The organism is Paraburkholderia flagellata (assembly GCF_021390645.1).
Taxonomy (GTDB): domain Bacteria; phylum Pseudomonadota; class Gammaproteobacteria; order Burkholderiales; family Burkholderiaceae; genus Paraburkholderia; species Paraburkholderia flagellata.
This window is the reverse complement of the sequence record NZ_JAJEJT010000004.1, coordinates 516,256-537,291: the sequence shown is the minus strand read 5'-3', so window position 1 is coordinate 537,291 and position 21,036 is coordinate 516,256. Positions and strand designations below refer to the sequence as shown.

The following is a 21,036-nucleotide window of genomic DNA, read 5'->3' as shown; positions in this document are numbered from 1 at the left end:
GGGGGTGGCAGCCATGGGCGAAACGGAAACACATTCCTGGCCCGGGAAAGCGTTGTTTCGCGCATTTCCGAAGGACCCTGAAAAAGAACAAGCCTTACTGCGCATGACGCTCGGTTCCGTCGTGCTTCTCGCCTACCTCGTTGCCTGCTCGATCTATCGCTCGACGCATGTCTACGCAACGCTCCTTGCGGTCATCGTTTATGTGGCGTTTGGCGTGCTCACGTATGCGGCGGTAACCGTCGCGCCAGCGCGCTCGCTCGCGCGCCTCACGCTCTCCACGTTCGCCGATCAGGCAATCGTGACCGCCGCGCTGGCCGCGGGCGGCACGGCTGCGCTGCCGCTTCTGTGGGTGGCCTTCTGGTTTCTGGTCGGCGCGGGCTGCCGCTATGGCCAGCGCATGCTGGGCCTTTCCTGTGTCGTGGCGCTCGTCGGCATCATGGGCTTGATGCACTGGCAGCCGTGGTGGCACGCCAACATCACGGCCGGGCTCGGCATCGCGCTCAGCATCGTGGCGACGTCCGTCTATCTGGCGGTGCTCGTCCACCGACTCGAACGCCAGGCGTCGACCGACCCGCTCACTGGGCTTTACAACCGCGTGCGGCTCGAGCAGGCCATTGGGCGCACGCTCTTTACGCGCGTCGGCGAAGTCGAACGCACCGCCATGCTGCTCGTCGATCTCGACGGCTTCAAGGAAGTGAACGACTCCTTCGGGCACGCGGTGGGCGACGAACTGCTGCGCAGCTTCGCCGAGGCGCTGGTGCGCCGCATGCGGCGCGGCGACACGCTCGCACGCCTGGGCGGCGACGAATTCGTGGTGCTGGCGCGTCACATCTACGACAAGAACGACGCGCTCACGGTCGCCAACAGCATCCACGCGATTCTCGCCAACATGCGCACCGTGGGCGGCTATCCGGTGACCGTGTCGTGCAGCATTGGTGTGTGCCTGCTCACGGAAGGCTCCGGCAGCCGCTCACTCGACGCGCGAACCTTGATGCGCGCCGTAGACAGCGCCATGTATCGGGCCAAGTCGCGCGGCATGGGGAAGACGGAGTTCGTCGACACGGTCGGCGTGATGCCCAGCACGGTCTGACCCCAATCGCTCCCGCCACGTTCGGAAATAAAACGCTGGCGCCACGGCCATGCCCGGATTGTTCTTCCGGCGGAAACAGTGAATTCGTTTCTTAGGTATTTACCCTAGTCCCTGACCCTCCTAAACTGACTTCGTCGCTGCAGACAACCCCTGTAGGCAGCTAAAGAAGAAAGTAAATCTGGAGGTTATGTCATGAAATCGCTCGTCCAAGCCGTTGTTATCGCTGCCGCCCTCGCCGCTCCCGTTGCCGTGTTCGCCCAGTCGAACCAGCCCGTGACCCGCGCGCAAGTCCGTGCAGACATGGTCCAGGTCGAAAAGGCCGGCTTCAATCCGGCACGTTCGAACCCCAATGAATATCCGGCGAACGTTCAAGCCGCTGAAGCTCGAGTCGCTGCGCAGAACAGCGCAGTGGGCGGCGTGAACAACGGTTCGTCGCAAGCAGGTCAAGCAGCGCAGTAAGTTGCCAGGCTGAATAAGCCACGCTTTGTAGTTGTTGCTGTTGCCTCCTGGCCCGCCATTGCAGTGTGTTGCGATGGCGGGCTAGTTGCATTTCTGGCGCTCGCGATCCTCGGCCTATACCTGGATGCGCAAAACCACTTCTCCCTCGCCTGCCGGCAACTGCACCACCACGCCTGATTCCCCGGCGTGCGTCTTGAATCCTCCAGCGTCGCGCAGATCGGGCCATTGACGCAGTGTCAGCGGCAACGGCTGCTTCACGCCGTCGTATCGCACATTCAGCGCGTCGCCGCGCCGGGTCACGCTCACGTGCGTCACGCTCGCGCCGCGCTCGTCGCGCAGCGTCGCTGCCGCGCTTGCGCCGTCGGCCAGCTCGAACAGATGCAGTTCGCTGCGCGACGCGTAGTCGTAGTCGGGACGTTGGTCCTCGGTCCCGATCGCGAGCAGCGTATTCGGCCGCACGTAGATCGGCACGCTCAGAAACCCGTGCCGCTCGCGCAGCCACCGGCCGCCCTCGACTTGCCGGCCTGTGAACAGATGCGTCCAGCGCCCCGCCGGAAGCCAGAAGTCCACGTCGCCCGCGGCGTTGAACACCGGCGCCACCAGCAGCGATTCGCCGAGCAGATACTGGCGATCCAGATGATCGCTGGTCGGGTCGTCGGGAAACTCCAGCAGCATGGCGCGCAGCACCGGCGTACCGTGATCGACCGCCTGCTGCGCGGCGTCGAACAGATACGGCATGAGGCGCGACTTCCATTGCGTGAAATGGCGCACCACGTCCACGGCTTCGTCGTCGAACAGCCATGGAACGCGATACGACTTGCTGCCGTGCAGGCGGCTATGGCTCGACAACAGCCCGAACGCACACCAGCGCTTGTAGACGTCGGCGGGCGCGGTGTGCTCGAATCCGCCGATATCGTGGCTCCAGAAGCCGAAGCCGCTCAAGCCCAGCGAGAGGCCGCCGCGCAAGGTCTCGGCCATCGATTCGTAGGTCGCGCTGCAGTCGCCGCCCCAATGCACGGGCAACTGCTGGCTGCCCACGGTGCCGGAGCGCGCGAACACCACCGCCTCGCCCTCGCCGCGCACATCGCGCAGCACGTCGAACACCACCTTGTTGTAGAGGTAGCTGTAATAGTTGTGCATCTTCTGCGGATCGGAGCCGTCGTGATAAACCACGTCGGTGGGAATGCGCTCGCCGAAATCCGTCTTGAAGCAATCCACGCCCATTTCCAGCAAACGCCGCAAATGTCCCGCATACCACTGCGCCGCAGCGGGATTCGTGAAGTCGACGATGCCCTGGCCGGGCTGCCAGCGGTCCCACTGCCACACATCGCCGTTGGGCTTGCGCAGCAGATAGCCTTTCGCCATGCCCTCGGCGAAGAGCGGCGACGGTTGCGCGATATACGGATTGATCCACACGCAGATCTTCAGCCCGCGCGCCTTGAGCCGCTCAAGCATGCCCTGCGGATCCGGAAAGGTCTCGCGGTTCCACTCGAAATCGCACCAGTGGAAGGCCTTCATCCAGAAACAGTCGAAATGGAACACGTGCAGCGGGATGCCGCGCTCCGCCATGCCGTCGATGAAGTGATTCACCGTGGCTTCGTCGTAGTTCGTCGTGAACGACGTGGTGAGCCACAGGCCGAACGACCACGCGGGCGGCAGCGAGGGCCGTCCGGTGAGTTGAGTGAAGCGCTCCAGCACCGCTTTGGGCGTAGGGCCATCGATCACGTAGTATTCGAGCCGTTCGCCTGCCACGCTGAACTGCACCTTCGCGACTTTCTCGCTGGCCACTTCGAACGAAACGTTTTCCGGATGATTGACCAGCACGCCGTAGCCGCGGTTGGTCAAATAGAACGGCACGTTCTTGTACGCCTGCTCGGTGCCCGTTCCGCCGTCGCGGTTCCAGCTTTCGACCACCTGACCGTTCTTCACGAACGCCGTGAAGCGCTCGCCGAGTCCATAGACGTTCTCGCCAACGCCGAGATCGAGCCGCTCGAACATGAACGCGGCGCCCTGCTGGTTCGCGTCGTGGACCTGGCCGCTCGCGCGAAAGCCGCTGCCGGTGATGCGCTCGCCGTCGCGCAGAAAATCCACCGACCAGTCGCCCGACTTCACGATGCGCACGGTCAGCGAACCGCTCGTCAGGCTCGCCTCATCTTCGGTGTTGCGCGTAACGACTTCCGTGATTTCGCGCTGAAGCGTGAAATGCGGTCCGCGATCGACCACGCCCGAGAAATGCTCGACGCGCACGCCGATCACGCCGCTTCGCGGCGAAAAGAAGTGCCACGTAAAGAGGCCTGTGTCGAGTTGCCGTTCGCGGTTCGAAACGTCGCGCGGCGCCACGTGCACGAGAAGTTCGTCGCCGACGATCTCCACGCTATGTGGCGACGCCGAGTACGAGACGTTCAGGCCGTCCCGGATCAACCAGTTGCCATCGCTGATTTTCATTTAGATGTACTCATAGCTTATTGAACAGCCAATCCAGATTCACCTGCGGTTTGGCTATAGCGCCCGCTCGGTCTTCCTGTCGAACACGTGGATGTGCTCGCTCGCAATGTCGAGTCCGAGCGCTTCGCCGCTGCGCATGACGCACATGCCGGCTTGCGCGATCATCACGGGCGCTGCGACGCCATCGAGCTTCGCCGCGATGAAGTTCATGGAGCCGGTGGTCTCCACGGTGTCAATGACGCCGCGCAGACCGCGGGCTTCGTGGTGCAACTGCAAATGCTCCGGACGCAGCCCGATCCAGACTTCCGCGCCCGCTGGCAGCGAACGCCCGAGGTCGAGTGTCTGCACGCTCGCGCCTTGTGTGCCGCCGAACTGCGCGCTGCGTCCGTCCGGTGCGATCACGGCTTCGATGAAGTTCATCGACGGCGAGCCGATGAAGCCCGCGACAAACCGGTTATCAGGCCGGTGATACAGCGTAAGCGGCGCGCCCTGCTGCTCGACTTCGCCGGCGCGCATCACGACCACGTGATCGGCCATCGTCATCGCCTCGATCTGGTCGTGCGTGACATACACCGAAGTCGCGCCAAGACGCTGATGCAGCTTGCGGATTTCCATGCGCATATGTACGCGCAGCGCCGCATCGAGATTCGAAAGCGGTTCGTCGAACAAAAATACCTTCGGATTCCGTACAATTGCGCGACCCATCGCCACGCGCTGGCGCTGTCCGCCCGAAAGCTGACGCGGCATGCGCGCGAGCAGATTGTCGAGGCCCAGCGTGCGCGCCACGCCGTCTATGCTTTCGCGAATGATCTTGGGTGCAGCACGACGCAGCCGCAGCGAGTACGACATGTTCTTTTCGATGTTCATGTGCGGGTAGAGCGCGTAGCTCTGGAACACCATCGCCACGTCGCGCTTGCGCGGCGGCACGTCGTTGACCACCTGGCCGTCGATACGCAGCGTGCCGCCCGAAATCTGCTCCAGTCCGGCAATGGTACGCAGCAAGGTGGACTTGCCGCAGCCCGACGGCCCGACCAGCGCGACGAAACACCCTTCGGGCACGCTGATATCGATGTCCTTCAAAACCTGCACGGCTCCGTAGCTCTTGCTCAGGCGCTCGATCCGTATGCGATCCACAGCGATTCTCCGTAGGCGTTACTTGAGCGCGCCGGCCGTGAGCCCGGCGACGATCTTGCGTTGCAGCAGCATGAACGCCACGAGGATGGGCGTGACGAAAATGGCCGAGTAGGTCATGATGCCGATCCAGTCGACCTTGGTCGCGCCAACGAATGCCGAAAGGCCCACCGTGGCGGTCTGATACTGGTCGTCGAGAATCAGTGAGCGGGCGTACACGTACTCGCCGAACGACTGCAGGAACACGAGGATCGCCGAGACGAGAATGCCGTTGACCGCAAGCGGCAAAATCACGCCGAAGAACGCGCGCGCCGGCGTTGCGCCGTCCACGAGCGCCGCGTCGCGCAACTCACGTGGCACCTGCACGAAACTCGGGCGGCACAGCACGATATAGAACGGCAGCGTCTTGGTGATTTGCGCGAGCACGACGGCCAGACGCGGCGTATCGAGCAGGCCGAGACTCTTGAACGCCGTGAAGATCGGCGTGACCATGAGGCTCGAAGGCAGCGCCTGGAGCACCAGCACCGCGAAAATCGCGAAACTGGTCCAGCGGTTCTGCACGAACGCGAGCGCGTAGGCGGCGCCGGTTCCGACGAACACGGTCACCGCCACCGTGCCGCATGCGGTCACGAACGAGTTCCACAGGAAGCGGCCCATGCCGCTGCTGCTGAACACCTGCCACAAATGCGATTGCAGATGTTGCGGCCAGAACGTGGGCGGATACTGGAACATCTCGCTCGCACTCTTGAACGCAGTGATGTACATCCAGTACAGCGGGAACAGATAAACCGCCGTGACGCACAGCGCGACGACGAACAGCACATAGCGCTTCATGCCAGCCTCCGCAGGGCCTTCGGCGGTAGTGAGCGCAGCGAATGTGAGGGCTGTTTCATCTCAGACCATCCTTTCGTTGCGCGTGGAGCGCACATAGATCACCGCAACGATCAGCACGAGCACCAGCATGACCGTGGCCACCGCGGAGCCCGCCGACACCTCGAAGGTCTGCAGGGAAAGCTGCCACGACCAGTACTGCGCAACGAGCGACGAGTTGGCCGGACCGCCTTGCGTGAGCGCCGCGATCAGGTCGAACTGCTGCATCGTCAGGATCGCGCCCAATGCGATCACGGCGCCGAGCGTCGCTTTCATCATCGGCAGCGTGATGCCGATGAAACGTTGCAGCGCATTCGCGCCATCGAGTTCGGCCGCTTCGTACAGGTCGGCCGGAATGGCCGCGAGCCCCACCGAGAGTAGCAGCATGTTGAACGGCACGCCAAGCCACACGTTCGCGGCAATCACCGCATAGAGCGACCAGTGCGGATCGGAGAGCCAGAAGATTTTCTCTTGCAGGATGTGCGTTTGCATCAGCACGTGATTGAGCACGCCATAATCGCCCGCGAAAATCAGCTTCCAGATTACGCCGACCACGAGCCCCGGCATGATCCAGCCCGCGAGAAAAAGGCCGCGCATGAGGCTCGCAAACGGAAAATCCTGCGCAAACAGAAGCGCCAGCAGAAAGCCGATCACCACCTGAAAGACGAGTGACAACCCAACGAACAACACCGTGTTCACGATTACCTGATGCATCTCGGGGCGGCTGAACACGTCGCGATAGTTCGCGAGCCCGACGAACGGCCGCAGCAGCGTGGCAGGCGCCATCAAATCGACCTGCTGAAACGACAGCACGATGTTGTAGATGAGCGGCAGGCCAGCAAACACCAGCAGATAGAGCAGCGCGAACACCGCCAGCGAAATCTCGAAGGCATGGGCACGCGGAAAGCGGCGCAGTAGGCCTGCTGCCGGGTCGCGCGGAGCACGGCGCAAAAGAGTGTTCATGGCGTTCTTCGCTCAAAGGCGGGATGGCGCCCGAAGCGCGGGAGCACCTCGGGCGGCAACCTCAATGCCATACTTCGGAATGCTTACTTGGCAGCGGCCTGAACGGTCTGCGCGTCCGCCTGCATAGCCTGTTGTGGCGTGGCCTGATGCGTCAGCACGGACTGGATCGCGTCGGAAATCGACTTCGAGATTTTCGGCCAGTTCGGGTTCGGACCACGCGGACGGGCGTACTGCATCTGCTCGTTGAAGACCTTGTACGCCTGCGGCCACTTCGGGTCCGGCGTCACGGTGTCCTTCGACGGCGGCAGCATGCCGAATTCGTTCCAGTCGCGGCCGCGCTGCGCATACATGTACTCGAGGAACTGGAACGCCACATCCGGATTCTTCGCGCCGCGCAGGATCGCGTGGTTCTGTTCGCCGAGCGCCGAGGCGCGCGGGCCGCCCGCCTTCTCTACCGGCAGGAGCGCCACGCCCCATTTGAACTTCGCGCCCTTGTCCACGGCGCCCAGTTCCCACGGACCGTCGATGTCCATCGCGGCATTGCCGTTGATAAACGTGGCCGCCGCCTCCGACTGGCTATGCGTGAGCGTGTCCGGCGACGCCACCTTGCTGTCCAGCAGCTTCTGCCAGAAGGCCGCCGCGCGCACCGCGCCCGGGTCGCTCATGCGGTCCCAGTCGGCGCCCGCGGCCTGCACGAACGGCAGGAACTGGAACACGCCCTCTTCCGTATTGATGGCGGAAAACGCGAGACCGTACACGCCCTTCTTGGCGTCGGTGAGTTTTTGCGCGTCCGTATAAAGTTCGTCCCAGGTCTGCGGTGCATGCTCGGGATCGAGACCCGCCGCCTTGAACATGTCCTTGTTGTAGTACAGCGCGAGCGTGTTCGTGCCGCGCGGAATCGCATAGACCTTGCCGTTCCAGCTGGCGTTTTTCAGCGGGCCGGGGAAGATCTGCTTCGCGTCGATGACCTTCGACTTCGCGAGGTACGGGCCGAGATCGAGCAGTGCATCCTTCGAAGCGAACATCGCCGTGTTCGGGTTGTCGACCGGCACGACGTCCGGCATGTTGCCGGACATCACGGCGCGCATGGTTTCGTCGTTGAGCGCTGCAAAACCCACCTTGCGGATCTGCACATGGACATCGGGATGCAGCTTCCCGAATTCCTGCGCCATTTTCGCGGTGTAGTCGTCGGGCTCGTCCACGGCCCAGACCGAGAGCGTCGCGGCGTGCAGCGACGCACAGGAAAGCGAGAATGCCAAACCAATGGCCGCGGATGCGGCAAGTAGCTTCTTCATGCTGTCTCCGTTTTTGCGCGTTGAGAATCGCGCTTTGTTTCAGGCTCTTTTCTGTGGCGATGCGGGAGCCGTCTTGTTCGGTTCGCGATATCTGGCCTGCGCCGTGTCGCTGAAACCGCGTTTTCCGGAAACGTTTCCGGAAAACAGCCAAATAGTTGCTTCTGAGGCAGGCGATGTCAAGCCGCCTGCGAAAATCGCAATATCGATTCGCGGAAACCGCAATGCCTTAAGCCGCGTGCACGGCCTGGCCGTTAGCGTTGGACGGCCTCGGACGTCACGGCGTCGTCGTCGCGTTCGCGCAGCGTCAGCGGCCACAGCAGTGGCTCGCGCGCGCCACGGTAGGCGTCGCCAATATCCGGGAACTGCGCGAGCAGCGCCTGCGCGAGGCGCTGGCCCAGCCCATATGCGTCAAGCGTGAAGCCTGTGAGTCGCGGCGCGAGGTATTCCGACACCTCGCCCGCCAGCACGCCGCCCGAAATCGCCAGATCGCGGCCCGGCGCCCTGCCCGTTTCGTGCAGCTTGCGGTAAGCGCCAATCGCCATGCAGTCGCTCTGGAACATGAGCGCGTCCGGCGGCACGCCCAGGTTGAGCAGCGCCTCGGTCGCCAGATAGCCGCCGCGCTCGGAGAGTTCGTTGCGCTGCACGAAGCCTTCGGGCACAGGTAGCCCGTGCTTCTTCATCGCCTTCTTCCATGCGCGCAGGTAGATATGCGCCTGCATCGCGTCGCCGCCGGGAATGGCGAGCGCAATACGCCGATGCCCTTGCGCCACGAGCCGCTCGACACCCTCCGTGACGGCCGCCTCGAAGTCCAGATCGACCCATGCATGCTCGCCGCCCGACTCGCTGCGGCCGAGCGCCACGAACGGAAAATGGCGGCTCGCGACGTAATCGAGTCGCTCGTCGTGCCGCCGCGTGCCAGCGAGAATCACGCCGTCCACATGGCGGCGATCGACGATGCGCCGCAATCGCGCGAACTCATCGTCCCACGACTCGCTAGAGTACATGACGAGATCCATGCCATGGCGCGACAGCACTGACTGAAGACCGTCCGCCAGCTTCATGAAAATACCGAGCGTGTAGGTCTCTTCTTCGCGTCGCACCGGCAGCATCAGCCCGACGATGTCGAGCCGCCCTCGGCGCAGGCTCGCGGCCGACTTGCTAGGGGCGTAGCCATGCTCGAGCGCGGCGGCGCGCACGCGCTCGCGCGTTTCGGCGCTCACCTCGTCGCTGTCGTTCAAGGCGCGCGACACGGTCGAAACAGACAGCTTCAGTACTTTGGCGAGTTCCCGAATACCCATGCGCTGGTTTAATGATGATTGGAATCAGTCCGGGCTCGCGGCGCCGGCACGGTGCGAAACATCATAACCGTAAGTGGCCGCATGGCCGAAGAAGCCAAAGAAACAAAAAAGCCAGCGGACGATTTTCTCGTCCGCTGGCTGTTTGCTACGGCCTGAAGTTTTCCGGCTACTGCGTCGAGAACACTGAAATCCCGCCATTCGGGAATGCCGACGCACCGGGCTGGAACGGCACGAACACCTCGCCAAGGCTACTGTCGATGCCAACCGAGTGCGCGCCCGTCCCCACCGCCACGGTATAGATGAGCTTGCGCGTCGCGCCGTCGATGACACCCATCGTTGGCGTGAAGCCCGACGCCGCCGCGGTGCCGCTCGTGACGTAGTGGCGCGCTGGCAGGAAGTAACGGTTCGATGCGGAATCGTAAGCCACCTGATCCACGCCGCCAAATGGCACCGACGCGAGTTGAGTGCCCGTATTGCGGTCGAGTATCAGCGTGATGAGCGGATCGCCCGCCGAAGGATCGCAGCCAATCAGCACGTCACTGTTGGGACCGAGCGCAATGCCCGCGGGCCCGCATTTACCCAGCGGAAAAGCCTTGCTGACCGCAGGCGCACCCGAAGTGACCGAACTCGCGGTAATCACGTCGAGTTCGCCGTCGGGGTTCGCGGCAGTTCCGTCGTTGTTGATGAGGAAGTGCTTCGAGACCGGATCGTATGCGCAGGCTTCGAGACCGGAGGAGCCGTTGAAGACCAGTTTGTTCACGACGGTCTGCGTCGTGGTCGAAATGAAGGTCACGTAGGGCGGCGTGTCGCCGGGGCTCGCGAACATGACGAGATGGTCGTCGGGATCGTAGCAGCCTTCGTCGACGCGTGAACCGGACGTGCTGATGGGGATCGTCTTGACCGTTTGCATCGCGGACGTATCGACGACTTTCACGTTATCGACGTCGCCCACGAACAGCGTATTCGTTCCCGTTACACCCACGATGCCATCTGGCCCGGACGCATCGGTATTCGCGCCTACGCCGGTGAAGTTGCCAGGAATCTGCGCAATAAGTGTTTTCGTTTTCGTGTCGACGACATCGACGGACTTGTTGTTCCGATCGGCCAGATAGTACTTGCCCGCTTCCACATAGCCGATGTCGAAGCTGAACGCGGGGCTCGTGGCATTGGGCACGGCAATGTTCGAGAGCAGTTTGGGCGCGGACGGTGTGGCCGCGGCCGAAGTCGGGTTCGAGCTGGAATTGTCTCCTCCGCCGCATCCGGCAACGGCCACTGTTGCTGTGAATAGAAAGGCCAATAACGGTTTATTCATCACTCGGCTCCTTTGAGCAGCAGATCAGGTGGGTCAACACGCGAATGCCTCACGGAATCTGCGGGAGCATTTCGATGACTTGTCATCGCACTGCGGCTCACGTCATCCATGTCCTTGAAGCTGCCGAATGGCAGGGCTTCGATACGGACGTAAGGATGCGGAAGGAACGGTAACAATGCACAACAAAGAAATTGATCGTTTCCATATCGAGGCGCATATGAGTGTATGGATGCAGAAACTTCTCGAAGAATAAAATCATCGCGATTAGTAAGTTTCGATTCACGCCTTTATTTTGCGAATACAAGTCATAATCGATCAGAACGAGAAAGCAATCACGGCGTGCTGCATTGCGTCATCTCCTGCATCGCAATGGTGAGAGTGAATCTCGGCGCGAGCTTGCGCTCGTTTTTGAAGAATTGATGCGCGGGCACATCGAAAGGCACGGCCTAACGCACGCGCCGGTTGAGCAGCACGAAGGCCTCGTTCATGTAAGGTGCGGTTGTGAGTTCGAAAGCGATGTTGGCAGTCAGTCGAATGTCACGCTGCCAGAAATGAAAGAGAGGCCAGGGAAAAGCCTGGCCTCTGGTTTATTCACGATAAATATAAGCGTGGGCGAATCAGAAGAAATGCGTCGATTTAGCCGTGCTCAAAGCGGCACATCCTCGATCAAGCGCGCTTTCAACGCACGGATGCGCTGATCGACGAAATAGCCGCCGCCTTCCGTGTAGCGAAGGTAAAGGCGCGCGCACAGCGTGCATTTCCAGACACCGCAACGGTTATACGGAAAGTACCGGGGCGCGATCGGCGCATGTTCCGACCAGTAGCCCGCTTCCCCCGGCAGATGTTCGGCAAAGGTCGGTTCGGCTTCGTCCGCGCACACGAGCGTGCCGATTTGTTCCAACTGCTGCTCGTCGAGCGAAAGCGGTTGCGATTGCCAGCCATCGAGTGGCGTTTTCGTGCAGGTGCAGGGCGGCGGGTCGGTTCGCTCAGCGCATTCGGCGAGTTCGCGCAGCGCGGCAGCGTCAAGGTATCGGGTCATGGAGCAAGAATGGATCTGCGGTTGAGCCAGGAAGCGTATCGGGTCCAGCGCGCATCTTAACGCCTGGCGCCACGTGACATCATCAAGCCCCGCTTCTCATGCGCTCGATATGCGGCACCACCCATGCGCGGTCGAAGCGGCCTTCGGCTATCGCCTGCAACGCGGCGGCCTCCTTTTCGCCCTGCTTGCGCGCGCCCGCAATAACGGTTTCCACATCTTCGGGTGCGATGGCGAGCAAGCCGTCCTCGTCGCCGACGATGATGTCGCCGGGATTGACGACCATCCTGCCGATGGTCACCGGCACATTGATTTCGCCGGGCCCGTTCTTGTACGGTCCGCGATGCGTCACGCCGCGCGCATACACAGGAAAGTCGCGCTCGCGAATCGCACCAACGTCGCGAATCGCGCCGTCGATCACGAGGCCTTGCACGCCGAGGCTTTGCGCATAGCTCGACATGATGTCGCCCATCAACGCCTGGGTCACTTCACCTGCGCCATCGATCACGAGCACATCGCCTGGCCGGCAGAAGTCGAAGGCGCGATGAATGGCGAGATTGTCGCCGGGCCGCGTGCGCACCGTCACGGCCGTGCCCGCCATCGGCTTCGCCCTGTGGAACGGTTGCAGGCCCAGAATGCCGCTCGAGCGCGCCATGTTGTCGCTCAGGAGCGACACGGCCAGTTCGCGCAACGCGGCGAGCGTCGCTTCGCTCGCCTGCGAAGCGGATGCGTTCTCGCGCCAGCCGATCGGGTTTGAATTCTGATTCATTTCGTCACCCCTTCCAGTGCGGTTTGTCGTTCGATCTGCGCGGAAAGGCGGCTGTACACCGCACGCGCGTTGCCTTCGTAAATGCGTTGCCGATCGGCGTCGCTGAGCCATTCGATCGCGTCGATGTAGCGGCGCGTGTCGTCGTAGTAGTGCCCGGTTTCCGGGTCGATGCCCTGCACCGCGCCGATCGTCTCCGAAGCGAACAGGATGTTCTCGACCGGAATCACCTTGGCGAGCAGGTCTGAGCCCGGCTGGTGGTACACACAGGTATCGAAGAACACGTTCTTGAGGAGATAGTCCTTCAGGAGCGGCCGTTTCATGTCCTGCGCCAGACCGCGATAACGCCCCCAGTGATAGGGCACCGCGCCGCCGCCATGCGGAATGATGAAGCGCAACGTCGGGAAGTCAGCGAATAGGTCGCCCTGCAGCAGTTGCATGAATACCGAGGTGTCGCCGTTGAGGTAGTGCGCGCCCGTTGCATGAAAGTTAGGATTGCATGACGATGAAACGTGAATCATCGCGGGCACGTCGAGTTCCACCATGGCCTCGTAAAGCGGATACCACGAGCGGTCCGTGACCGGCAGCCCCGACCAGTGTCCGCCAGAGGGATCGGGATTCAGGTTGCAGCCAACGAATCCCAGTTCCTCCACACAGCGCCGCAACTCGGGAATGCAGTTCTCCGGCGACACGCCCGGCGCCTGCGGCAACTGGCAAACGCCGACGAAATGCTGCGGGAAAAGCGAGCACACGCGATGCACCAGGTCATTGCATTCGCTGGACCAGAGCGCGTTCGCCGCTTCGCCCGCCTGGTGGTGCCCCATGCCCGCGGCGCGCGGGGAGAAAATCGTCAGGTCCGTGCCGCGCTCTCGCTGAATGCGGCGCTGGCCGTTTTCGATGCTCTCGCGAATCTCGTCGTCGGTAATCGTCGGGCGCGGGGGCACCGGCGTGCCGTCCTTGAGCGCGGCAATCTGTTTAGCGCGCCAGGCTTCGTGCTCGCGCGGCGAGGTCGTGTAGTGACCGTGGCAATCAATGATCATGTGGCAATTCCATCAGGTGTACGGACGATAAGAATCAGCTTTCCGTCGCTTCATCGCCGCCAATGAGCGCGGGGTTCGAGGCGCCGTTCCCGGCGGGCTTCACGCGCATCACAATGGCGATGAGCGTGGCGACCACGAGGAAAGCGGCGATGGTGAGCAGCGCGAACTTGAAGCTGCCGGTCGCGTGGCGCACGAGACCAATGCTCCACGGTCCCACTACGCCGCCGAACTGCGCGATCGTATTGATGAGCGCAATCGTTGCCGCGCCCGCAGCGCCGGTTCTGAACGAAGCGGCCAGACTCCAGAACAGCGGGTTGCCCGCGTAAATAAAGAGGCCGGTCACGCAAAGCAACGCATATGCAAGCAGCGGATTCGGCGCATACGCGCTGCCCGCAATCGCGAGCGCGCTCATACCGTAGACGAAAGCGAGGTGGTATTTACGGTCGCCGGTGCGATCCGAACTGCGGCTCACGAGGTACGTGCCCAGCACGCCCAGGAGCGGCGGCGCAGCGGAGAGGAAGCCCACTTCGATGTTGTTGAGATGTCCCAGGCTCTTCACGATCTGCGGCAGCCACAGAAAGAGCCCGTAAATGCCGACCAGCGCGCAGCCGAACAGACACGCGAGGCTCCATACGCGAATGTCGCCAGCCACCTTAAGCAGCGGAAAATGCCGATTGCCGCCAAGCGCCTCGCGTTCCTTGGCGAGCGTGGACTCGAGCCATTGCTTCTCTTCCACGGAAAGCCAGTCGGCGTCGGCGGGGCGCTCGGTCATGATGCGCAGCGTAATGAGGCCGAGCAGCATGGCGGGCACGCCTTCGAGAATGAACATCCACTGCCAGCCGTGCATGCCGAGCAGGCCATTCGCGTAGGTCATGAGCGTGGTCGAGAGCGGACCGCCCAGCACGGCCGAGAACGACCCCGCGATGATGTACCCGCCCACAGCGCGAGCGCGGTAGCGCTCCGGAAACCAGTAGGTCAGATAGACCGCAATACCCGGCAGAAAGCCCGCTTCCATCACGCCGAGCAAAAAGCGCAGCACGTAGAAACTCGAGGCGTTGAACACGAAGGCCGTTGCGGCCGCAACGGCGCCCCACGTGAGCAGAATGCGCGCGATCCAGCGGCGCGCGCCCACGCGGTGCAACAGCAGATTGCTGGGCACTTCCAGCAGCATGTAGCCGACAAAGAAAATGCTGCCCGCGAAACCGAACACGGCAGGGTCGAAGCCCATGTCCGAATTCATGTCGAGCGCGGCGAAACCGATATTGATACGGTCCAGATAATTGAAAAACATCATGCAGAAAAGCAGCGGCACAAGCCGCTTGTAAACCTTTCGCATGGTTGCTGCTTCGTCGAAGTGACTCATGCTGTCTCCGCCTCATGGCGACGGGCGGTGCCGTCGCTGCATCGTTATCGGCCGGCAGCGATGAGCGCTGCCGGCGGCACCCCACGAGACGGGACGCCTGAGTTTCGATAATAAGAAGCGGGGAGCGTCGAGTCCAAGACGCGATACTTATGCTTCTATAAGCGTGCGCTTATAGTGTGCTGGCAAGCGGCGGCGGCAGGCACTCGAGAAACGCGCGCAGATGCGGCGAGGCGTCGTCGCTGCGAAACGTTGCCGCCAGCACGGTACGCTGCGCAGCGCCCGGGCCTTCGAGGTGGCGCGCCACGACGTCGGCGCGGCCGTGCCGCGCCACCGATTCGCCCACCACGGTCACGCCAAGTCCCGCCGCCACGAGCGCAATGGCAGTCTGGATCTCGTAAGCCTGGTGCGCGACGAATGGCGTCACGCCCGCGTCGCGGTAGAGCGCCTGCACCGTGCGCTTGAACTGCGCGTTTTGATGCTTCGGGTAGAGGATCAACGGCGTATCGGCGAGTTCGTCGATGCGTACCCTCTTTCGTTTGGCGAGCGGATGATCGGACGCCATCAACACGACGAGCCGCTCGCGCAGCAGCGGCAAGGTCGTGTAGCCGGGCTCGGCGAGCGGTTGCCGCCCGATGCCGATATGAATGCGCATGTCGCGCAAGGCGTCGGTCTGCTCATCGGTCAGCATTTCGAACAGCTTGAGTTCGACCTGCGGATACGCCTGATGAAACGCCTTGAGCGCGGGCGGCAGGACGCTGTACATCGACGAGCGCGTGAAGCCAATACTGAGCCAGCCGCGCCGGCCCACGCCGATCTCCAGCGCCCCGTGCGTCACCTCGGCGAGCGAACCGAGAATCTGCCGCGCTTCGGTGGCCAGATACTGCCCCGCTTCCGTCAGGCGCAACGGGCGGCGCGTGCGATCGATCAGTTGCGTGCCCACGCGGTCCTCGAGAGCCCGTATCTGCTGGCTCAGCGCCGGCTGCGCGATGTGCAGACGTTCCGCGGCGCGGCTGAAGTTCAGTTCCTCGGCGAGTGTCACGAAACACTGCAGGCCCCGAAGCTCATTCATCTCATCCTCTCCGTATCGATTTGCCCTGCATCGTAATACAGCGAGCTTGGGCCAACGTCACGGATATGCTCGACGCTGAGTGAAACCGCCGCCCATGTCACGGGTGTTTTTTAGGCGGCAGAGGCTGGTCGAGGCCGGGCTCGACCGGCGTGGGCACCGCGCCGCCCAGCGGCCTGGAAATATCGTTCTGCGGCGCTCGATCTGACTCGCCAGGCTTCTCGGCCGCCTCCTCCGTCGGCAAATCGTGCGTCTTTGGCGGCAACGGCTGATCGAGACCCGGCTCGGCAGGCGCGGGCACAGCGTCCCCAAATGGCTTGGGCAGATCCGTGCCGCGCGGCTCCGGTGCTTCTTCGGGCTGTTGGGACTTGTCGCGCTGGTTGTTCATCGTTTCGACCTCCCTTTGCGATGGATATCGCATGGTCAAGACAAGTCACGCAGGGAACGTGCCCGCGAGCGGAGTCGGCCAACTTCAGTAGAATGAGGGACACTGCGCGCCGAATCTGGCCGCAGTCAAAGAATCACATCCAGGAACACGCCTGATGCAGCACGCTCTCGATCGCCGCACCGCCGTCGCATTCCTTGTGGCCGCAACGTTCTTCATGGAGAACCTCGATGCCACGGTCATCACCACCTCGCTGCCCATCATCGCGCGCGACTTTCACACCGCGCCCGCGTACCTCTCGATCGGTGTCTCCGCCTACCTCGTCGCGCTCACGATGTTCATCCCCGTGAGCGGCTGGTTCGCCGAGCGCTTTGGCGCGCGCCGCGTGTTCGCCACGGCCATCACGGTGTTCAGCGTGGCCTCGCTGCTGTGCGCGATGAGCACCGGCCTCTTCGCCTTCACCGCCGCGCGCGTGCTTCAGGGACTAGGCGGCGCGATGATGGTGCCGGTGGGCCGCCTCGTCGTGCTGCGCGACACGCCGAAACACGAGATCGTGCGCGCCATTGCGATCCTCACCTGGCCCGCGCTGGTCGCGCCCATTCTCGGGCCGCCGCTCGGCGGCTGGATCAGCACACACTGGAGCTGGCACTGGATCTTCCTGCTCAACCTGCCGCTCGGCGTGGCCGCGCTCGTCGCCGCGTTGATGCTCCTGCGCGACGAGCACACGCAACCCCGGCGCTTCGACACCTTCGGCTTCGTGCTGAGCGGCCTCGGCTTCGCGTTCGTCATGAGCGGCATCGAAATGGCGAGCCGCTCCGACGTCACCACTTCCGTGTCGATCGGCACCTGCGTGGCGGGCGTGGCGCTATTGGCGGCTGCCGTCGTACATTTGCACCGCGTGCCGCATCCGCTGTTCGACCTCGCGCCCGTGAAGATCAACACGTTTCGCGTGACCGTGTTCGGTGGCTCGCTGTTCCGCACCGCGATCGGCACCGCGCCATTTCTGTTGCCGCTGATGTTTCAGGTGGCGTTCGGGTGGAGCGCCGTGGCTTCGGGCGCGCTGCTGCTGTGGCTGTTCGCCGGCAACCTGTGCATGAAGCCGGGCACCACGTGGGTCATGAACCGCTTCGGCTTTCGCACCGTGCTGATTGCCAACGGCACACTGGTCGCGCTCGGCTTCGCGGGTTTCACGCTGCTCGGGGCCGACACGCCGCGCGTGGTCGTGGCGGCGCTGCTGTTTTTCAGCGGCCTCGTGCGCTCGATGCAGTTCACCGCGCTGAACACCATCGGTTTCGCCGATGTGCCTCAGGCGCAGATGCGCGATGCGACGACACTGTTCTCCGTTCTGCAGCAGATGAACGCCGGCATGGGAATCGCAGTGGGTGCGCTGGCGCTTTCGGTTGCGGAGGCGCTGCGCGGCACGCATGCGGGGACGGCCGGCGCCGCCGACTTCCACCTGGCGTTCTGGTTCATCACGGCGCTCGCGGCGTTGGGCGTGGCAGACAGTGTGCTGCTGCCGCGCAGCGCGGGTGCGCATATTCTCGCGCGACGCTAGCGAGACTCCAACCCTGACTCATTCTGTGTCCTAAACGATGCTTACCGTTGCGCTTCTCGTCTTCCCAGGCGTCCAGGCTCTCGACGTGTTCGGGCCCACCGACGTTTTCTCGGAGGCCAACCGGCTGCTCGCGCCCGAGGCGCAATACCAGCTCGAGCTGATTGCAACGGAGCGCGACACCGTACGCTGCTCGAGCGGCGTACGCATCGGCGCGGACCGGCACTTCAGCGAGGCACACGGCCACTACGATTTGCTGCTCGTTGCAGGCGGGCCTTCGCTCGTGGAGCAGCCGCTTCCCGATGCGGCGCATGCATGGCTGCGCGAAGCCAGCGCGCGCGCCCGGCGCTTCGGATCGATCTGCAACGGCGCGCTGACGCTCGGACATGCAGGCTTGCTCGACGAGCGCACCGTCACGACGCACTGGAACGACGCCGCCGCCCTCGCCGCAATGTGCCCCACTGCGAACGTCGAATTCGACAGGATCTTCATTCAGGACGGCAATCTCTATACCTCGGCGGGCGTGACGGCGGGCATCGATCTCTCGCTGTACCTGCTGGCTCAGGACCACGGTCCGGAAATCGCGCTGAAAGTGGCGCGGCGGTTGGTGGTGTTCGTGCAGCGCGCGGGCGGCCAGTCGCAGTTCAGCCCGTACCTCACGCCCTACGCGGAGGCATCGTCCCCCATTGCCCAGGTGCAGCAGTATGTGCTCGGGCATCTGAATGAGGATCTGGGCGTGGAAGTACTTGCCGCTGTAGCGAAAATGAGCAAGCGAAACTTCGCGAGAATCTTCGTGCGCGATACCAACGTAACGCCCGCCGATTTCGTCGAGAGCGCGCGCATCGACGCGGCGCGCGTCATGCTAGAAAACAGCACGGCGCCGTTGAAAACCGTGGCCTTCCGATGCGGCATGCGCGACGCCGATCATTTGCGCGTGGCATTCAAGCGCAGGCTGGGCACCACGCCGCAGCAATATCGCACGCACTTCGGCGCGGTCACTGCGAAGGGCAAACGCAGCCGCAAAGCGGATTCTTAGTAAGGCCTACGCCCCCGCGCGCATCTCGCGCCGCACCGCTTGTGGCGGCACGCCTAAGCCACGCACGAAGGCCTCGCGCATGTGCCGCCGGTCACGAAAGCCGGTTTCGCGTGCGATGACATCGAGCGGATGCGTGCTCTGCTCGATCATGAGCCGCGCCGCCTCCAGGCGCAGCCCCTCCACGGCGCGCGCGGGCGACTGCCCCGTTTCCGCCGTGAAAACGCGGCTGAACTGACGCGGGCTCAGATGCACGGCTTCGGCGAGCTGCTCCACCGTGAGCGCGCTGCTCAGGTTGCGGCGCGCGTAGTCGAGCGCGTTCTGGATGCGGTCGGATTTTGGAGCCAGCGCGAGCATTTCCGAATGCTGCGACTGGCCGCCCGAACGACGCTGATGCATGACCAGCTTGTGCGCAACCGAACGCGCCACCTCCGCGCCGAGGTCGCGCTCGACCATGGCGAGCGCGAGATCGAGCCCCGCTGTCATGCCCGCCGACGTCCAGACCGGCCCGTCGACGATATAGATGCGGTCGTCTTCCACGCGAACCTCTGGGAAGCGCTGCTGCAGATCGCGCGCGTAGAACCAGTGCATGGTGGCGCGGCGGCCGTCGAGCAGGCCCGCCTCGGCCAGCACGAAGCCGCCCGTGCAGATGCCCGCCACCCGGCGCGCACGGCCGCTCGCGCGGCGCAGGAACGCCAGCATCGCGGGTGCAGCAGCCTCGGCAAGCGGATCGTTCACGCCCGCGACAATCCAGGTGTCCACGCGGCTGCGCGCGGGCGCGGGTGTGCGCTGCGTGTCCACGCTCATGCCGAGCGATGAACGAACCGCGCCGCCCGCCACCGAATAGTTCTCGATCGCGTAAAACGGCGAGCCCGCCACGAAATTCGCGTATTCGAAAACGCTTTGGGTCGCGAGCGCCATCACCTGGAACCCGTCGCTCAGCAGGTAGCCGATGCGGTGCATGTCCTACTCCTGTCGCTGCATGTCCTAAAACACGACCATATACGTCATTTGCGCCACGGTCAATCGCGGCCAGAATGCATTCACAGCAGCGCCACCCGTACGTTACCTAACCATTCGCGCCGCTACGCAAAGGAGTGCAATCATGACCCAGCCATCTCATCGCGGCACCGCGCTCGTCACCGGCGCCTCTTCCGGCATCGGCGCCGTGTACGCCGCAGAACTCGCGCGCCAGGGCTACGACCTCGTGCTCGTCGCGCGCAATCGCGACCGGCTCGCCGCGCTCGCCAAGCGCATCACCAGCGAAACCCGGCGCGACGTGGAAGTGCTCGCCGCCGATCTGAACGACCGCCACGATCTCGCCGCCGTGGAAGCACGCCTGCGCGACGACGCGAGCCTCACGCTGCTCGTGAACAACGCGGGCATCGGCACGCACACGCCGCTCGTGGACAGCGATGTCGATTACATGACGCGCATGATCGAGTTGAATGTCACCGCGCTCACACGGCTCACCTACGCGGCCGTGCCGGGGTTCATCGCGCGCGGCAACGGCGCGATCATCAATATCGCGTCCATCGTGAGCATCGCGCCCGAGATCCTCAACGGCGTGTATGGCGGCACCAAGGCGTTCGTGCTCGCCTTCAGCCAGTCGCTGCATCATGAACTGGCGGCCAAAGGCGTCCGCGTGCAGGCGGTGCTGCCCGGCGCCACGGCTACTGAGTTCTGGGAGACGGGTGGACTGCCGCTCGAACATCTCGACAGTGCGATCGTCATGTCCGCGCAAGACATGGTGAGCGCTGCCCTGATCGGCTTCGAGCGTGGCGAAACCGTGACGATCCCCTCGCTGCACGACGTGGAGCAATGGAACACGTTCGAGACGGCTCGCCGCGCGATGTCCACGCAACTGTCGACTAATACGCCCGCTGCGCGCTATCGCGTTGCGTAGTGACGTTCTCGAACGGGGCGATTCAA

General features: G+C 63.4%; 19 protein-coding genes. 5 read left to right on the top strand and 14 right to left on the bottom strand.

All coding sequences use genetic code 11. The features are described 5' to 3' along the window. The first annotated feature begins 103 nt into the window (after positions 1-103). Together L0U83_RS33015 and L0U83_RS33010 are read left to right on the top strand one after the other, a co-directional pair. On the top strand, positions 104-1,090 hold the full coding sequence (locus tag L0U83_RS33015) for a GGDEF domain-containing protein (protein ID WP_233888370.1): 987 nt from the start codon (positions 104-106) through the stop codon (positions 1,088-1,090). Between the two features lie 192 nt (positions 1,091-1,282). Continuing rightward, entirely contained in the window at positions 1,283-1,549 is a 267-nt protein-coding gene (locus L0U83_RS33010) for a DUF4148 domain-containing protein (RefSeq protein ID WP_069265932.1), read from the top strand. A 114-nt stretch (positions 1,550-1,663) separates the two neighbouring features. On the opposite strand, the gene yicI is transcribed toward L0U83_RS33010, so the two are convergent. The 13 genes from yicI to L0U83_RS32945 form a co-directional block, all read right to left on the bottom strand. Next, the gene (yicI, locus tag L0U83_RS33005; RefSeq protein ID WP_233888369.1) at positions 1,664-3,994 is read right to left on the bottom strand and encodes an alpha-xylosidase; all 2,331 of its coding nucleotides are present in this window, start codon (positions 3,992-3,994) and stop codon (positions 1,664-1,666) included. A 54-nt stretch (positions 3,995-4,048) separates the two neighbouring features. Next, on the bottom strand, positions 4,049-5,128 hold the full coding sequence (locus tag L0U83_RS33000; protein WP_233888368.1) for an ABC transporter ATP-binding protein: 1,080 nt from the start codon (positions 5,126-5,128) through the stop codon (positions 4,049-4,051). An 18-nt stretch (positions 5,129-5,146) separates the two neighbouring features. Next, the gene (locus L0U83_RS32995) at positions 5,147-5,959 is read right to left on the bottom strand and encodes a carbohydrate ABC transporter permease (RefSeq protein ID WP_233888367.1); all 813 of its coding nucleotides are present in this window, start codon (positions 5,957-5,959) and stop codon (positions 5,147-5,149) included. Positions 5,960-6,019: 60 nt separating this feature from the next. Further along, positions 6,020-6,958 (bottom strand): carbohydrate ABC transporter permease, encoded by a 939-nt coding sequence (locus L0U83_RS32990; protein WP_233888366.1) that lies wholly within the window; start codon positions 6,956-6,958, stop codon positions 6,020-6,022. Between the two features lie 83 nt (positions 6,959-7,041). Then, positions 7,042-8,253: an ABC transporter substrate-binding protein gene (locus L0U83_RS32985; RefSeq protein WP_233888365.1), complete on the bottom strand. Its 1,212-nt coding sequence runs from the start codon at positions 8,251-8,253 to the stop codon at positions 7,042-7,044. A gap of 251 nt (positions 8,254-8,504) precedes the next feature. After that, on the bottom strand, positions 8,505-9,551 hold the full coding sequence (locus tag L0U83_RS32980; protein ID WP_233888364.1) for a substrate-binding domain-containing protein: 1,047 nt from the start codon (positions 9,549-9,551) through the stop codon (positions 8,505-8,507). Between the two features lie 166 nt (positions 9,552-9,717). Beyond that, positions 9,718-10,863: a YncE family protein gene (locus tag L0U83_RS32975; RefSeq protein ID WP_233888363.1), complete on the bottom strand. Its 1,146-nt coding sequence runs from the start codon at positions 10,861-10,863 to the stop codon at positions 9,718-9,720. 646 nt (positions 10,864-11,509) lie between these two features. Further along, entirely contained in the window at positions 11,510-11,902 is a 393-nt protein-coding gene (locus tag L0U83_RS32970) for a hypothetical protein (RefSeq protein WP_233888362.1), read from the bottom strand. Positions 11,903-11,984: 82 nt separating this feature from the next. Then, the gene (locus L0U83_RS32965) at positions 11,985-12,668 is read right to left on the bottom strand and encodes an RraA family protein (RefSeq protein WP_233888361.1); all 684 of its coding nucleotides are present in this window, start codon (positions 12,666-12,668) and stop codon (positions 11,985-11,987) included. Continuing rightward, positions 12,665-13,705, bottom strand: coding sequence for an amidohydrolase family protein (locus L0U83_RS32960; RefSeq protein ID WP_233888360.1), 1,041 nt, complete (start codon positions 13,703-13,705; stop codon positions 12,665-12,667). The genes L0U83_RS32965 and L0U83_RS32960 overlap by 4 nt, the downstream gene beginning before the upstream one ends. Before the next feature lie 34 nt (positions 13,706-13,739). After that, positions 13,740-15,068 carry an MFS transporter gene (locus L0U83_RS32955; RefSeq protein ID WP_233888359.1) on the bottom strand — a complete coding sequence of 443 codons (1,329 nt, stop codon included), beginning with the start codon at positions 15,066-15,068 and terminating at the stop codon, positions 13,740-13,742. 169 nt (positions 15,069-15,237) lie between these two features. Beyond that, positions 15,238-16,137, bottom strand: a complete 900-nt coding sequence (locus tag L0U83_RS32950) for a LysR family transcriptional regulator (protein WP_233888358.1) — start codon at positions 16,135-16,137, stop codon at positions 15,238-15,240. A gap of 97 nt (positions 16,138-16,234) precedes the next feature. Next, a complete protein-coding gene (locus L0U83_RS32945) occupies positions 16,235-16,522 on the bottom strand; it encodes a hypothetical protein (RefSeq protein WP_233888357.1) in 288 nt (95 codons plus the stop codon). Between the two features lie 154 nt (positions 16,523-16,676). Here L0U83_RS32945 and L0U83_RS32940 point away from each other — a divergent pair, with 154 nt between their 5' ends. Together L0U83_RS32940 and L0U83_RS32935 are read left to right on the top strand one after the other, a co-directional pair. After that, the gene (locus L0U83_RS32940) at positions 16,677-18,074 is read left to right on the top strand and encodes an MFS transporter (protein ID WP_233888356.1); all 1,398 of its coding nucleotides are present in this window, start codon (positions 16,677-16,679) and stop codon (positions 18,072-18,074) included. Positions 18,075-18,111: 37 nt separating this feature from the next. Continuing rightward, the gene (locus L0U83_RS32935) at positions 18,112-19,107 is read left to right on the top strand and encodes a GlxA family transcriptional regulator (protein WP_233888355.1); all 996 of its coding nucleotides are present in this window, start codon (positions 18,112-18,114) and stop codon (positions 19,105-19,107) included. A gap of 6 nt (positions 19,108-19,113) precedes the next feature. Here L0U83_RS32935 and L0U83_RS32930 read toward each other — a convergent pair whose 3' ends face one another. Then, a complete protein-coding gene (locus L0U83_RS32930; RefSeq protein WP_233888354.1) occupies positions 19,114-20,067 on the bottom strand; it encodes a GlxA family transcriptional regulator in 954 nt (317 codons plus the stop codon). Between the two features lie 142 nt (positions 20,068-20,209). Here L0U83_RS32930 and L0U83_RS32925 point away from each other — a divergent pair, with 142 nt between their 5' ends. Beyond that, positions 20,210-21,010 carry an SDR family NAD(P)-dependent oxidoreductase gene (locus L0U83_RS32925; protein WP_233888353.1) on the top strand — a complete coding sequence of 267 codons (801 nt, stop codon included), beginning with the start codon at positions 20,210-20,212 and terminating at the stop codon, positions 21,008-21,010. The last annotated feature ends 26 nt before the right edge of the window (positions 21,011-21,036 follow it).